Origin of the sequence: Pseudomonas entomophila (assembly GCF_029478665.1) — a bacterium.
Classification (GTDB): domain Bacteria; phylum Pseudomonadota; class Gammaproteobacteria; order Pseudomonadales; family Pseudomonadaceae; genus Aquipseudomonas; species Aquipseudomonas entomophila_F.
In genome coordinates, this window is sequence record NZ_JARPQB010000022.1 from 30,472 (window position 1) to 45,817 (window position 15,346).

At 53.6% G+C, this 15,346-nt stretch carries 10 protein-coding genes and 1 tRNA gene; 9 read left to right on the plus strand and 2 right to left on the minus strand.

What is annotated here, in order from left to right:
* Positions 1-54: 54 nt before the first annotated feature.
* Positions 55-130, plus strand: a tRNA-Thr gene (locus P5705_RS13015).
* A 98-nt stretch (positions 131-228) separates the two neighbouring features.
* On the opposite strand, the gene P5705_RS13020 is transcribed toward P5705_RS13015, so the two are convergent.
* The gene (locus P5705_RS13020; RefSeq protein WP_277461246.1) at positions 229-6,732 is read right to left on the minus strand and encodes an NACHT domain-containing protein; all 6,504 of its coding nucleotides are present in this window, start codon (positions 6,730-6,732) and stop codon (positions 229-231) included.
* A gap of 623 nt (positions 6,733-7,355) precedes the next feature.
* On the opposite strand from P5705_RS13020, the gene P5705_RS13025 reads away from it, so the two are divergent.
* The 4 genes from P5705_RS13025 (at position 7,356) to P5705_RS13040 (ending at position 10,224) form a co-directional block, all read left to right on the plus strand.
* Positions 7,356-8,048, plus strand: coding sequence for an AbiV family abortive infection protein (locus P5705_RS13025; RefSeq protein ID WP_277461247.1), 693 nt, complete (start codon positions 7,356-7,358; stop codon positions 8,046-8,048).
* Positions 8,049-8,166: 118 nt separating this feature from the next.
* Positions 8,167-8,361: a KTSC domain-containing protein gene (locus P5705_RS13030; RefSeq protein ID WP_277461302.1), complete on the plus strand. Its 195-nt coding sequence runs from the start codon at positions 8,167-8,169 to the stop codon at positions 8,359-8,361.
* A gap of 666 nt (positions 8,362-9,027) precedes the next feature.
* Positions 9,028-9,258: a hypothetical protein gene (locus P5705_RS13035; protein WP_277461248.1), complete on the plus strand. Its 231-nt coding sequence runs from the start codon at positions 9,028-9,030 to the stop codon at positions 9,256-9,258.
* A gap of 735 nt (positions 9,259-9,993) precedes the next feature.
* On the plus strand, positions 9,994-10,224 hold the full coding sequence (locus P5705_RS13040) for a hypothetical protein (protein ID WP_277461249.1): 231 nt from the start codon (positions 9,994-9,996) through the stop codon (positions 10,222-10,224).
* Positions 10,225-10,444: 220 nt separating this feature from the next.
* On the opposite strand, the gene P5705_RS13045 is transcribed toward P5705_RS13040, so the two are convergent.
* Positions 10,445-11,041, minus strand: a complete 597-nt coding sequence (locus P5705_RS13045) for a hypothetical protein (protein ID WP_277461250.1) — start codon at positions 11,039-11,041, stop codon at positions 10,445-10,447.
* A gap of 202 nt (positions 11,042-11,243) precedes the next feature.
* Here P5705_RS13045 and P5705_RS13050 point away from each other — a divergent pair, with 202 nt between their 5' ends.
* The 4 genes from P5705_RS13050 to P5705_RS13065 all read left to right on the plus strand — a co-directional run bounded on the left by P5705_RS13050 (position 11,244) and on the right by P5705_RS13065 (position 15,196).
* Positions 11,244-12,311 carry a helix-turn-helix domain-containing protein gene (locus tag P5705_RS13050; protein ID WP_277461251.1) on the plus strand — a complete coding sequence of 356 codons (1,068 nt, stop codon included), beginning with the start codon at positions 11,244-11,246 and terminating at the stop codon, positions 12,309-12,311.
* Positions 12,292-12,777: a PIN domain-containing protein gene (locus P5705_RS13055; protein ID WP_277461252.1), complete on the plus strand. Its 486-nt coding sequence runs from the start codon at positions 12,292-12,294 to the stop codon at positions 12,775-12,777. The genes P5705_RS13050 and P5705_RS13055 overlap by 20 nt, the downstream gene beginning before the upstream one ends.
* A 652-nt stretch (positions 12,778-13,429) precedes the next feature.
* A complete protein-coding gene (locus P5705_RS13060) occupies positions 13,430-13,924 on the plus strand; it encodes a M15 family metallopeptidase (protein ID WP_277461253.1) in 495 nt (164 codons plus the stop codon).
* Positions 13,925-13,996: 72 nt separating this feature from the next.
* Complete coding sequence (locus P5705_RS13065) at positions 13,997-15,196, plus strand: hypothetical protein (protein ID WP_277461254.1); 1,200 nt, start codon at positions 13,997-13,999, stop codon at positions 15,194-15,196.
* Positions 15,197-15,346: the final 150 nt, after the last annotated feature.

Consider the following 15,346-nt stretch of genomic DNA (forward strand, 5'->3'; position numbering starts at 1 on the left):
GAGGTGAAACAGAGGTTTGCGTAACGGACACGGCAATGGTACGTTGCGCAACACGCCGGTGTAGCTCAGTCGGTAGAGCAGCGCACTCGTAACGCGAAGGTCGCAGGTTCGATTCCTGTCTCCGGCACCAGAGACCAGTTTCCAGAAGTCTATGACTGTCTACGGAATACCCCACAAAGCCCGCCTAGTGCGGGCTTTGTGGTTTCTGTCCACCGTCAAGATTTTTATCTAGCTGTGTTGAGTCAAAGTGTGCTGTTTCTCATCGTCTAACTCGTTAGTTCGCCCTGGGTAGTAGGAACTTTTAAGCGACTCGCTTATCTCCACCACAGCTATGGTGTGCGACGATCGGGAGGAGCTATTGCCGTATCCAGGCTCGTACTGACGCAGGACTATTAGGATGAGCAAGTTCACATTATTCGCAGATAGATATCTCTGGATAAGGTCCGTACGACAACTTAGCTGAGTGCCGCTGGAGAGGTGATCATCGTTACGGTCTGCTCGCTGATTCCAAATTTGAGATTGCACCAGGACCGCGCCTGAGGGATCAATCCACCGGCGTCCATATGGGGCTTCTTCGGTGATTTGTGCGAAATCATTTACCCGCCTAGCAAGTTTTAAACGCGATGCTGCTGAGGCTGCACCCAGGGTGTCGTATTCATCGAGCCCTTCAGCATGGCTGACGTCAACAATCCAAGGTATAAGAGGCAAATGCGAGCTGGCGTCAGACTCTGTATCCTCATACTCGTCCAATCGAGGTATATAGGCATGGAACGGCTCCTCATTAGCTAGGGCTGCTGCGACCCGCGCGCTTTCCTCAGTCGAAACAAAAGCTGATCGAATATGGACGTCGATGCCATCGATAGATTTCCACTCGCCGTCTACCACTACCCATTCATCCAGATTGCCATTGATGCCTAGTAGTGATTGCAGCGTACTCGCTGCTCCGGTTAGGACCACTTTACCCCCGGACGCTTCCCTTAGGTTGATGCGGGTGGGCAGAGGTCGTCGATCAGTGGCATCGGCTAACCAGAACCCGTCTTTGCGGGTAAGCACTCGCTCACTCAACCATTCTTCCCACGGGTCCCCATCCCTATAGGGCCCCTGAATCACAGGGAGCTTAGCGAGAAACTCACCGGCCACCGCATGTAGGGCATGCCAACATAGTTGTTCACCATAGCTGTGTTGATCGTGAGAAAGTCCACGAGCCCTTCCGCGACGATATATGGACCGTCCTCCTTGATCTGACATATGAGTGATTTGAGCATCGTGATGTCTCACCCATAGGTTTACAGTATCTTCTGTATACCAATGCGGCTGGCCAAATACTTCACCTAATCCAGCGACATCAAGCTTGCCAAAGTCGTGATCGAGATAGAGTGGCTTAAGTGGTTTTGGTACGCCATCTGGACGCCCTTTGTAAAAAGTTCCTCCGAGATGTTTGCTCGACTTTTCAATTGGGTAGGGAGAGTGATTGACGCGTTCAAGCTCATCCAATCTTGCTGGCTCAAGCCTAAGTTGGCCCTGAACATTACACGTGAGTAGGGCCTGTACGGAGAAGTGCTTGAAAAGTACATGAGGCTCTTCCACGTCCAGCGCGATCCGTTCCAGCAGAGCTTGGTGTTTGCTCACCTCTGCGGGCTGATCTAAAGCTATACGTGCCAACGCTATCAGAAGCCAGAGCTTTGCATGGAGATGGAAGAAGGGCAGTTCGGGAGCCTGAAAAGGAGCTGCATTCGTGGCATCAAACTTCGACACAACCTTGTCCAAAATATCAGTTTGGCCAAGGCGCATCGCAACTCTTAGGCTGTGAGCGGCCATCCATCGTCTTTCGGCCTCTGGTGCGCCAAGTGCGAACCAAATGAGTCCTGCGGCCACCTCTGATTGATCTTGAGGTGGGTAAAGAGAGGGTTGCCAGGGGCCGTCCAAAACAGAAGACGCCAATTTTGCAGCCCCGGTATTCAAAAGTCGATGAATAGCTGTTTGTCCAACTCCCTCTGCGGCTGCACCATTCAGTGTGGTCCCTAGATTCAACCACACAGATGCCGGTACATCAAAATTGGGGCGAGAGAACTCTGTAATTAGCTCAAGTATAAGTTTTTGGCGGTCTTTGCCTGTCACCGTGGAAAGCTTATCGATGTCCGAGGTACTTAGGTAACCAAATGATATGAACTCATCTGCGCAGTGACGGATAATGATAGAGCCACAATCATAAAGAGCGTCGGAAAGAGCGTTGGATGCTTGTGACCAAGATTCTTTGCATGCGCTAAGAATGCGAATCTTCTCATGGAGCGTTAATTGCTCCTGGCGTGCAATTGTGGTGACATACTTTGACCAGTGTCCGTAAGGGACTTTGGTCTGCAACTGCTCGAAGAAATTCTCTTGAATTCGTCTGCCCCAACTATTCAGCTCCTGAATCTTCTCTAGTGCTTCAGACAGGGAGAGATCGTCTGTAGGGTTGATTGCCAGCACCAGTGACTCAAGTAACTTTTCTGCGTCAGCTTGTTCTCTTTGACGTCGATCGATAACCTCAGAAGCAGGGGCGCCTCGCCAATTATTCAGGTCGTTGTACTCTCGCGTAGAGACCTCAATGCTTTCAGCCAGTGAGGATAGATATTTATAATCATAAGAGTCTGTGCCTAAGGCGGATTTGGCCAGGCCTGCTAAAGCACGCGGTACTGCTGGGCTGAAGCCATGTGGATTATTTTGATGATACTGGGTGATTAATTCGCGTATTAGGTCATCCTGTTGACTAAGCTGCAGATGCTCCAAGGACTCAATTAGTTGCTCCGTGCCGCATACCCACAGCTCTGCAGGACTTGCAGTTCTGAGCATTGCAAGCGCAGCATTCGGGGGTATCTTCCTAGCGTGGATCAAGCCCCGAATATATGGAAGAAGTGTGTAGTCGAGTGTGACCCTACCTCTGTCTTCCCATCGGGAAAGCTTTGCCAGCCCCTTCAGTCCTGAGGCTTTTGCCATTGCCATGCCATACATGCCCCAGTTGAACTTATTTTCCTCATCACCAAGATTAAGTTCGCAGATGTTGGATAGCGTGTGGCAGTCTTCATCAGAAAGCTCCTCTCCATGCAGAGAGGCTGCAAATTGCATCAGCTCATTTACGAACTGATAGTCGCCAGACCCAACAGCATCTAACTGCTCCAAGCCGCGGTGAAAATAGACGGCCGCCTCTTGCTTGCTAGCTGGCGATACAGCTTGTGCTAGATCAGCAAAGAGCTCCGCACGCTGTTTAACCTCATCCTCTTGTTCGATGGCCAGCCTCACATTATTTGCTGTTGATCCTGCTAGTATGTGTAGTTCGGGTCTGACGGCCAGCACGCTTACGATTCTAATTAGATTCGAAATTTCGGATACTCCGCGTGCTTTTACTGCTTCCAGATAGTGGACAACCTCAGAGACTTCTAGATTGGACGCAGCTTCAAACGTTAGCGTTAGGAGTCGGTCAGCCACCAGGAGTCGATGACGCTGCGCATCACTTCCACCGGACTGGTAGTCATTGCAGCGAAGCAGGTCCGGCCAAATATCGAGTAGAGGGGTCAAGCGCCGGCCAATTTCAAGCTGATCACTGAAACCGGCAGCAAATGCACGGGAGATTGTTAACCAATGCTCCAATTGGTGCGTTAAGAATCGTAGTGCGGCACTCTTCGTGTCGGCGGAGAAGGTCTTCTGACTGCTATCGTTGCGGTGCGTCTCGCTAGATCTTTTTTCAAGTTCAAGCTTTAGCGCCGCTTTGAGCTCTTCTCTCTGGATGTTTGGGGGGGGATCTATAATAAGGTCCGTAAGTTCTTCGGGAAGAATTTCGCGCTCCCGAAGTTCTAGGCCATCGGAAACGCTAAGCAGCGCCACCTTCGCCAGAAATGGATAGATCTCTTCTGACCAGTATTCGCTTGTGTATACGTATAGTGATGGGACAGGTATTGGTGTGGCGGCCAAGATCTGCTTGGCCTCGAGTTTCATGCCGTTAAGAAGGGCTACTGAAGCCGCTCGTAACAAACCGAGAATGATCCGCGGTTGTTTATAGCTGGAGTTTTTTTCTCCTAATTTCACCTGTTGGGCTTTCTCGCACGCGCCTGAAAGTTTGCTGATCAGGGCTCTCTGTAGAGATGAATTCCCGTCAAAAAAGGGAATCAACGCTGTTAGCGGTCCTGGGCCCAACTGATCAGATTTCACAAAAGCATCGACCGAGCTGCTTTTCAGGCTTCCCATATCAGCGCCCAAGCGTAACAAAGGCACTAACGTCTCCGTCACCTCAAAAGCGTACCAGTCCATCCACATCTTAAGATCTGCTGCCGCGCGTTCACTTTCCCCTTTGATCAGATAGCAGAAAGGTATGGCAGCCATATCTAAGGCGGTCGGATCGGCTCTGTCGCTCTGCAGTTGGCGTTCGCTGAAGTCTTGCTCAAGCCAATGAGTTCTCCATTCTTTAACCCGATGGGCGTGGTGATAGGCATCTGCCAAGTCTCCGCCGAGACCATAAGCAATAGTCAGCCGCGCGTGACGAGTACCAGGCCAATGGGTACGCAGCTCGAAAAGGCGACGTATTGAGTCCGCATCGCCGGAGTAGACCGTGAGGTGAGGGTTGTCGAGGATGTAATCAGTGCCACGCTGATCCACCGCTGCCAAGGTCGACAACTCTACAAGAAGTGGGACCAAGCGGTTTGTTTCATCCTTCTCAGCAGCGTAGGCCACAGCAGCTCGTAAGCGTGCATGTCGAATGGCTTGGCGACTGACAGGACTTCTGATAGTGGTCGGGATTCTCTCGTCAAACGCGAGATTGAATAGCAGTTCTCCGTCTTCCAGTTGTTTCAACAAGTCGGGCAAAGTGGTAGCGGCATAAATTGAAGTCGCCTGCATACCAAGCAGTCTTTTCGAGAGACTGCTTAAAGTGTCGCTGTTTCCACAATACTCGTCTCGAATGAGGGTCTCTGTCGGTTCATCTCGGAACATCAGCCCGTGTTTCGTGTGCTCCAAAAGTGGCGAAAGGTCTGCAGCGAAACTGGCGATTGCTCCCTCTGCAAGCCCGCTGGCTTCGGCAAATTCCCGAACCGGTACTGGTGGCGGAAGTAACGCCAGACCGGTCAAAAATGTGGTGATATCCATATCACTATAGCCCTGCTTGCGGGCTTGCATTAGCGCAGAGTTGATTCTTTTGCGAAGTAGCTCATCCAACTGGATTACGTTATGCTTTTCGGAGGAAGCCAATAACGCGGGAGCATCTGCGACCAGATGTTCCAACACGCGAGCGTTTCCTCTTGATCGAGACTGAGCTACTTGAGTGTTGTCCTCACTATGATCCTCTATCCGGGTTTTCAGGAACTCACGTGTTTCATCAATCGTGAAGGCCTTCAACTCAAACTGTTCACATTTCGCTTCGCCTGTTGCAATGGCACGTCGATGAGTACGTGTACTCACTACTAACTGCACACCAGAAATCGAACCGCCGTGAGTTAGGCTGGCGAGCAGAAGTGCAGGGAAAGAGATTTCACCGCGATCTCTTGCATGTTCGCCAGCATTATCGATTGCGTCGAGCAGGAGAACAAGTTGTCGGTCAGGTTCGAAGCGGCGAACCGTTTCTGCGGCCTGCTTCATCCGAAGGCGAAACACCCGTATTAGGTCATCGCTATTATCTGTGATCGGTAGAAGCGGGTCGCAGTAGCCTCGACATGCCAATTCGTTGACTATATGAACCAGACCTTTTCTCGGGAGATGTCGCGCATCACCAGGAGCGCGGTATTGACCCATTCCATAACAGTCGAAGAGAACAACTTGATGTCTTTCAGTCAGTCGAGCCGCAATAGAGTTCATGAAGACTGTCTTGCCGATACCGCCATCTGCATGAATGACCAGTGGAATGGTCAGTTGCGGAATCTTCTCGACGACGTCGGATAACTGGCTGCGTTCTACAACCGTACCCACATCTGGAAAGCTTGCTGGGCAAGGCAGCAGTTCATGTTCATCTTGTAACTCCAGGGCTGTCAGAATATCAGCGCGTGAAATCACATTTCGCCTCTGATTGGCAAGGTTCGCTTTATCACGCGCTAGTTCTCTTATAGCGTTGAGTCGAACCCTAGCCTGAGGATCACGTGCTACACCCCAGTCTGCGAGAATCAGTGCTAACCGGTGCTTGCTTTCCCGTAGATCTCCTCGAATTCCTGTAAAGCTCAGTCGACTAACGAACTCTACCAAATCCTTGCCCTTGAGATTGCAAGCCGATTTAATTTGGTCTGTCTGTTCTTTGACGGTGCCTGTCGCTGAAATTCCAGCAATAATCCCAGCGATCGCGTCGTCCAGTTCGCCGAGAATTGGACGGTTTGTCACTAACTCGAAGCGAAGTTTTTCACGTGCTTGAGCAGTTCCGTACTTGGTCTTGTGCGACCTATAGGTCTTGGCGAACTTCTCGATGGTTTTTTTCGCATCGGCTGCACGGAACGCTTTGTTTTCCGAGGCTTTTGAGTACTTAACCTGCACCACGACGATCTTTTGGGCGTGCTCAAACGAGGCAGCTTTCCCGTAATAGAGAACGGCGTCGGCAATTTCGTTGCCTGCGTCCTCTGCACCCGTTTGATCAATGGGAGAGAAACCCTCTATCGCAACACCAACGAACTGGTCTCTGGGCAGCAGAAGTCCCAGGCATTTACGAGCGACCCACGCCTCGTGGAATTCGTGACCATCCCTGGATGCTCGAACACTGTCCATTTTTTCACGCGTGCTAGCCATTCTGATCGATGAGCTCCCTGCTGGCGATTTATAAGCTTTGATTACCAATAATGACATTTTCTACGGGCGGGGCCTATTCGCAGGGCTAAGGGGCCACCAGCGCTAGCCTTGCATTCAGAAAGGCATTGATCGGATCGCCATCCAGAAACGGTGTAAGTGGTATCGGCTGCTTGCGCACACAGTGGACATGCAACACCGATACACCTAAAAGTTTCTTGTTACACATGTTATTTCACGGTTTTTCCAGAAAAACTCTTATAAATCATAGTGTTGTCGATGGCGAAACACTTGAAACCCATTTCAATAGCTTTGGGTCAATACCCACGCCCAGCATGTAGGGCCACCTTCAGCGAGAGTTGGGCTTTGGCTATGCTTCGATGGTGCCGGGGACCCTGAGCAAACCTATGAGACACGGGGCAGGAAACCCGCGCTTTCGTGCTAGAGGACGCTCGCTCAGCTTAGTGAACAGGTTCACCTGGTGAACACCCTCAAATGGGAGGTAAACAGTGCGATTATCACTCCTAGGGAAATAATCCAGAGAGCATCGATCACGCGCTCCACTGTGCCTTACCGGCCAGCAGGATCTTTGCTTTCGCGAGTACACGTCAGGAGAACAAACTGCGATGATCTCTTCACAACTGGTGGCTTTCAAAGGCACGCTTGATTGCGCAAACGCTGTAGTCGGAATCAACGCGGCGACTGCGAATGCCCGGCGGCTAGCCGAGGACGCACAGATGCTGCTAGACGCAGGGCGTTATGCCTCTGCAATCTCCCTTGCTGCTCTGGCTATCGAAGAGTCAGGCAAAACCTCCATCCTCAGAGCGATTCTTCTCACGGACGATGCGGTCTCCCTCAAATCGGAGTGGAAGCGTTATCGGACCCATACGAGCAAAAACTGCCATTGGATACTGTCTGACCTGGTAGCTCAGGGAGCCAAGTCCCTCGATGATTTACGAGGAATCTATGACGAGCAGTCTGATCACCCAAAAATTTTGGATCAGCTGAAACAGCTCGGTTTCTACACCGACTGCTTCGGAGAACACGCTCATTGGTCGGTCCCTGATGAGGTCATTGATGCAGCGCTCGCCACTGAGGTAGTACGTTCAGCAACCATATTCGCCGGGCGATCGTTCGTATCAGAGCGTGAATTACAGCTGTGGGTTGAACATATGAAGCCCGTTTGGAAGCGCGATCTGGCAGGCATGAAGGCGGCTTTGATCACGTGCTACGCCGCAATGCAAAGCGAAGGCTTGCTGGCGGATGGGCCTAACAAAATGGATGAGTTTGTATCGGGCACATCCCCTAGCGGTTCATGACGCGGTGAGCTCGGAGGTGAAGGCGATGGGGGATGCTTGCGACGAGAGCAACTGTCTGTTGTAGTGCCGGGGGCAGTGGCCATCATGGCCAGTACAACAGCGAGGGTTCGCGATGCAAATGGTTCCGGTCAGATCTTCTGCTATCAGTGCTGTGGGCTATGACGCTACAACCCGGAGGTTGAAGATCACGTTCAAGCAGGGGCGTACATACGATTTCTGCAGAGTGCCATTAGAGGTATATCAAGGGCTCATAAACGCACCCTCGGTGGGGGCCTATTACGACCGCGTGATCAAGGACCGGTATCAGTGCTGACGGCAGACACGTTGACCTCGAGTAGGTGCATTCGGATTTAGGGATACGTTTAGGGATACGCGGCCAAGCGCGCCCCGATTAACATCAGCATTTCTTGGGGGAATGTCCTAGTGTTTGGTTCCTGTCTCCGTACTGCTCTTCGTAATCCTCGATCAAGCTTCGTTCAGCTGCGCCGAACCGGCTCGTTGGGTGGCATCTACGTGCCCTTGAGTTTGTAGGCGGTTTCCCGCAACACCAATCGCCTTTTCCCAGCCTTCCTAAGCTTGCATTAGCAGCCCCCAAGGAATAAATTCCCTCCGTCGCCGAAGCATCGGCGACGCGACCTTGGCCGGTCGGAATCGAAAGGCGCAACAGCGCCCAGTCTTCATCGCAGGCGCTTTTTTTGTGCCCGCGATGTCGCGTCATGGCGGTGGTGCGCGGGACACCTTCGGGTGTGCCGGGCCCCTTTCGTCCCGGTCGGCCAACCCGCGTACTGCTGCCACCTAAACTTGCTTGGCCGCGAGCGGTGGCAGTTCCACAACGAAAGGAACTCATGCATGACCACCAAGATACTGAGGATCCTCGCATCCGCTCTCCGCCGCCCAACCCCCGCGGCCACCGCAACCCCAACCTTCTACCCGATCGACAGCCACTCCCTAGCCACCCGCGCCAACCGGGAGGTGCCCCATGCCTGACCATGAACGCCTGTCCACCCTCCAGAGCTACGTCTGGACCCTCGAACTGCTCGGCGAAGCACTGGTCCAGCATGACGAGGTGCTGGAGTGTGAGCACAACCCACAACTGAGCTTTCGCAACACGGCGGGTATTCACCAGGCGATCCGGATCATCAGCCGCTTGGCCAGTGAGCAGTTCGGCAAGCTGGAGACGATGAAGGAGGAGGGTGATCCTGGGGACTGATGCTTCGCATCACTGGGGCCGCTTTGCGGCCCTATCGCATGGCGTATCCTGATCGGGCGTTTTCCATTTAAGCCGCCGCTGCTTTCGAGAAAGTGCCCAGCCGACACTCGCCGCTAGCCCAGTGTTTTGGGCCATCAGGCAAAAAATTTAAAGATAATGGTTTGGCTGGTTGGAGATAGTTTCTGACTGGAGAACATTGTCAGCATGCCCGCCAGTTTCCAACTTCACCTCATGGCGCCATGTGCGGACGTCAGTCACATCGCAATATTGACGCTCCGCAGCCGGCAATCGAAGACGTCTTGCGTGAAATTTCCCAACCTCATCCCATGAGGTTGCGCCTGCCGCCTCACGGCGATAAATTCCTCCGAGTCGCGGCAAATTCCGCGACCGGGTTTGGCGACCCGGATAAACTTGGCGCAGCAGCGCCCCACACGATTGCAGGCGCTTTTTTTGCGTCCGCAGCCTCGTGCCATGGCGGCTGTGCGCGGGAGACCTTCGGGTCTGCCGGGTTCCAAGTTCCCGGTTCGCCAACCTGCGTACAGCTGCCACCCATTGTTTGGCGACAGTGCGTGGTGGTTCCAACCTAACTTGGAGTCTCATGCATGACCATCACACGTCTGTACAGGATCCTCGCATCCGCTCTCCGCCGCCCAACCCCCGCGGCCACCCCGTCCCCAACCTTCTACCCGATCGACAGCCACTCCCTCGCCACCCGCGCCAACCGGGAGGTGCCCCATGCCTGACCATGAACGCCTGTCTACCCTCCAGAGCTACGTCTGGACCCTCGAACTGCTCGGCGAAGCGCTGGTCCAGCATGACGAGGTGTTGGAGTGCGAGCACAACCCGCAACTGAGCTTCCGCAACACGGCGGGGATTCACCAGGCGATCCGGATCATCAGCCGGTTGGCCAGCGAGCAGTTCGGCAAGCTGGAGGCGGTGAAAGAGGAGAGTGTTTCTGGAGATTGATACTGCGGAATGTTGGGGCCGCTTTGCGGCCCTTTCGCGGCACAAGGCCGCTCCTACAGGGACGGCGCTAGTTTGAGATTCTGCGTAGTCCTGTGGGGCGGTGCGCTGATGCTACTTGCCCGCGAAGGGCTGCAAAGCAGCCTCGTTAGTGGCGATGAAGCGCTAACTGGCCGGCGTTAGCCTGCAGGCCAATATTCTCAAATCACACCTGCGTCAGGCCCTACCAGAACCACCCACCCCGCGCGAGCTCCTGCTCGCAACTCCGATACTGCGCCCCGAACACCGAAGCGCGGGCCTGGACCTTCTGCGAGACGTTCTTCAGCCACGGCTTGGCGTCGTAGCTGCGGTTGCGGTAGCCGCCCCAGCCTTCGTGGTAATTCAGGTACTGGCCATAGGCGTCCCACTTGGACACGCCGTTGACCTGCTGGCTCTTCTGCATGTACCAGCCCATGAAGTCGAGGGCGTCGGCGAAGTCGTCGCGGGCGGCGCCCCAGCCGCCGGCGTCGCGCTTGTAGTCGGCCCAGGTCTCGTCCTTGGCCTGGGCGTAGCCGTAGGCGCTGCTCACCCGGCCCCAGGGGATGAAGCCGAGGAAGTAATAGCGCGGCGGCAGGGCGTCGTGCTTGAACGAGGACTCCTGGTACATCATCGCCATCGGCACCTGCACCGGCGCACCCCAGCGCGCCTGCATCTTCAGCGCCGCCTCGTGCCATTTCGGCTTCTCGCGGAAGATCTCGCAGAGGTTGTCGGGGTTGGCCGGGGGCTTGGTGGCGCAGCCGGCAAGCAGCAGGAGCAGGGCTGGCATCAAGAGCCGAAGCATGACGGGTTTCCTTTGGTAGACGTCGGGGCGCAGCTGGTTGGCGCTTTATACAGGCTTTGGGGAGGCATATGAATCAGCGGCCGGTTGAGCGATGCCGAGCTAGGCACGGTAGGACGGTCGTCGCCCATGTCTCGACGGGTAAGCGTATCGGGTTTATATTTCTTTGAAATTTTATGGAATCGTAAACCGAGGGAGACAGCCGATGATCGGCGAGCGGCTCAAACGTGCCCGCGCTGCTGCTGGCCTGTCGATGCAGGCGCTAGGTGATCAGGTGGGCGTGAGCGCCAACATGATCAAGAAGTATGAACATGACCAGAGCATGCCCAGTTCCGGCGTGCTCGTGCGTTTGTGCAAGGCGCTGTCGGTGCGCGCCGAGTACTTTTTCCGCCCCGCCAAGGTCGAGCTGGCGGGTGTCGAGTATCGCAAGCGTTGCAGCACGCCCAAGGCGATCCTCAAGCGCATCGAGGCCGATGTGCTGGATCAGGCGGAGCGTTGGCAGGAACTGATCAATCTATGGCCGGATTATCCCGTGCAGGCGTTCAGCGCGCCGGCAGGGCTGCCCGCGCAGTTGGATTCGCTGCAGGCGGTCGACAACCTGGCGGACCAGGTGCGGCAGCTGTGGGGCCTGGGGGCGAGCCCGATTCCCGATTTGATCGACGTGCTGGAGACGCACGGGATTCTGGTGATCATCACCCAGGTCGATGCACAGGCGAAGTTCGATGGCTTGCAGGCCAGCGTGGCGGGGCAGCCGGTCATCGTGGTGTCGGCGGACTGGCCGGGTGACCGGCAGCGCTTCACCCTGGCCCACGAGCTTGGCCACCTGTTGATGCACGGTCGGTTGGCCGAAGGGCTGGACGAGGAAAAGGCCTGTAACCGTTTCGCCTCGGCATTGCTGGTGCCGGCCAGCGCCATGCGGCAGCATCTGGGCCACAAACGCCACATGCTGGAGGTGCGCGAGTTGTATCTGCTCAAGGCGGAGTTTGGCCTCAGCATGCAGGGTTGCCTGTATCGCGCCGGGGACCTGGAGATCATCCCGCACGCTGTGCGCGAGCGGCTGTTCATGGTGTTCGTCAAACAGGGTTGGCGCAAGCAGGAGCCAGGGGCTGCGTACCGGCAGGAAACCACACGGCTGTTCCAGCAACTGGTCTACCGAGCATTGGGGGAGGGGATTATCGGTGAGTCCAAGGCGGCGGAGCTGCTGGGCATGACGGTCTATCAGTTCCACCAGGCGCGCAAACTGGAGTTACTGGATGCAGCTGCTCATCAGTGATGCCAACATCCTGATCGACCTTGAAGAGGGCGAGCTGCTGGCCCAACTCTTCACGCTGCCTTACCAGTTCACTGTGCCGGATATCCTCTATTTCGATGAGCTTGAAGCCCAGCATGCACATCTGCTGGGCTTGGGGCTTGAGCTGGCTGAGCTCAACCCTGCCACCATGCTCTATGCCGTGGAGTTGGTTGGCCGGGTCAGGGGGCCTAGCCGCAACGATTGCTTCGCATTGGCGCTGGCAAGGCAGGAAAAATGTCCGTTGCTATCCGGGGATGAGGCGTTGCGCAAAGCGGCAATGTTGGAAGAGGTTGAGGTGAAGGGCACGCTCTGGGTGGTTGAGGAGCTTGTTCGAGAAGAGGTGATCTCAGTTGACCAGGCCCATGAGGCCTATCGAAGGATGCGGGCGAATGCACGTCGGCTGCCCTGGGCGGTTGCTCATCAACGTCTGGATGAGTTCTATCGATAGCGGCTCGTTCAACCTGTAGGTCGCGGCATACCAGCCTCGATGCAAACACCGCAGTGGTACGCACCAGCAGACGTGCTCATACAGAGGGTGTTGTTCTCTGCGCATCAGCTCAGCTTGTGCGGCTTGGCAATTGAAACGGCTCTCCATTGCCTCCAAGCCTATGGTTTCAAATTCGCCGAGGTCGAGTAGGCGTTCATCGGCAATCTGATATGCGCACAGATCTTCTACTTTGGCGGTCATGACCCGGAACGTCTGGGCACTCAGTGATAAGGAATTAAAAGGAGAGGTATTTCCATTTTCGCGACTGAGTCACGAGAAAGTAAGTTCGCTATTTTCCGCGTGCTCTTTTTAGGAGGGCTGTACAAAGTATGTACATATTTGTCTGGAGTTAATTTTCCTCTGCTCAAGTCAATAGCGTATAGCTATGAATTTATAAAGCCGTTCGTAGGTTTCACGGGGTGGGTTTGCAGGCACAGTATGGGAAATTAATTGTAGGTTTTTCGTTGTGGGTTTTCTTGGAATGAAAAGTAATAATGAGTGCTTCTATTTGATATATATGTGTCGATGAGGGTGTGCTAATTGTTGGTGATGAGCCTGTCGATGTTTGGATGTTTTTATTGTATGTTTGCGTCAGCCAATGAGGGAGGTTGATATGTCAAAGTGGCCGCACCAGAGTGAGGTTGATGGTTTTTATGGCGACCCAAGAGGTGAGGGGGGTGAGGAAAACAAAAAGTGGGTGGCTGAAAATATAATTAGGCTTCCTGCGCCCTGGAGCTTGGTGACGGCATGGGATTTTATGCCGGTCAAAGGGGTTCGTATCCATAAAAAGTGCGAAGAGAGTCTGAGCCGAATATTTCTGGAGATTTGGCAGGCGGCAGGGGAGGATCAGAAAAAAATAAATGAGTGGGGTATGAGTTTGTATGCGGGAGGGTTCAATTATAGGCTGATGCGTGGCAGTAGTCGATTGTCAATGCATAGTTGGGGTTGCGCTATTGATTTTGACTCGGCAAGAAACTCATTTGGAGATAAAAGTCCAAACTTTGCGTTGCTGCCGGCTGTTCGCGGAGCTTTTGAACGAGAGGGGTGGACCTGGGGCGGGGGATGGGAAAAGCCGGATGGTATGCATTGGCAAGCTGCGGATATATAGAGTTTTCGGTAGGCTAGGGTGTGTTTAATGGCTAAGGCAACATGGGTGTAATCCGATTGAGGAGTACTCTCGATGGATATAAAAGAGACTGGAAAGTACTGGGTTGGTACAGTGAGTTCAATTTCTGAACGAGAAAAATCAATGCAAAATGGCCATGAAGATATTAGGGTCGTAAATTTCGCATTGCTGCCGCTTGTTGCTCTAGGATTATTCGCAGTCATTGTGATCGGTTGGCGTTTCAGTGCGGTTGGTTCTATGTTGCTGTGGGCTTCTGCATGTCTTGTCTCGGGTGCGACTATCGGTTTTCTGTTTGGTATCCCTCGATCAGGCGTTCTGTACGAACAAAAAGACCCGAAGGGTAGGTCGAACGGTGTAGCTACATTAACGCAGGATCACCAAAATACCGGCGAGAAGGGCCGGCCGAACACCAATCTTGAGGAAATATCTGACTGGTTGACAAAGATTCTTGTTGGGCTGAGTTTAGTTAATCTTGCAGAGATCAAGGCGCATCTGGTTATGTTGAGTCGCATGGTTGCGGCCTCTTTGAGTGCGGCGCCGACGAATGTTGATGTTTCTGCTGGGACAGCCTTGGTCATAGGCTTTACGGTGTTGGGTTTTTTATGTGGCTACCTCTATACACGTCTTTTTCTTCAGGGTGCGTTCATTCGCTCTGATAAACAATTGAATGGGTATGATAAAATTGTGGCTTCAGAGTTATCTAAAGGTGATTCTGGGATGAAACCTTTGGCTGGTGAACCCGCGGTGCCATCATCAACAGATAGGCAATCGGCCGAACGAATTCTACAAGTCGCACCCATAAATAGACCGGATGAGGTTTTGGCTCCACTTAGGGCATTGGCTTCCGAGTATGAAAACTTGCGACGGATGATGCCTTCCGGTGAAGCGCGTACCTACAAAATGTCTGAAATCGTCAATGGTATGAGAAAGCTAGCCTTGGCAACTGACCCATATTTATCCAGGCTGGCGGAGAGCACATCGCCTGGTGAGCGGCTGGCAGCGATCATAATTTTGCAGATGAAGTTTCATCCTGATTATATTGAGTGGCTCGCTGATCGGTTGGTGATTGAGCCGGCCTTCAGTGCTTTTCAGGCTGTTAGTGCATTGCTGGCACGAATTAAAGTAGTTGGTTATCCTGAGCGACAGAGGATAAAAGCAGCCATTATTGAGGCCAAGAAAAAAATGGATGAACATGGTGATAAGCCTAAAGAGGAGCAGGAGAAACTTATGCAGCAAATTATAGATTTTGAATAAATAGCGAAATTGATGGCGGTTTGGCGTGGTAGACCCTTGGGGCTGTTGGGTTCATTTTCGTCGGTTTGCAAACCCGATATAGCTGCCATCCATTGATTGGCGATAGTGCGTGGTGGATCCAACCTGATTTAGCGTCCTATGCATGACCAT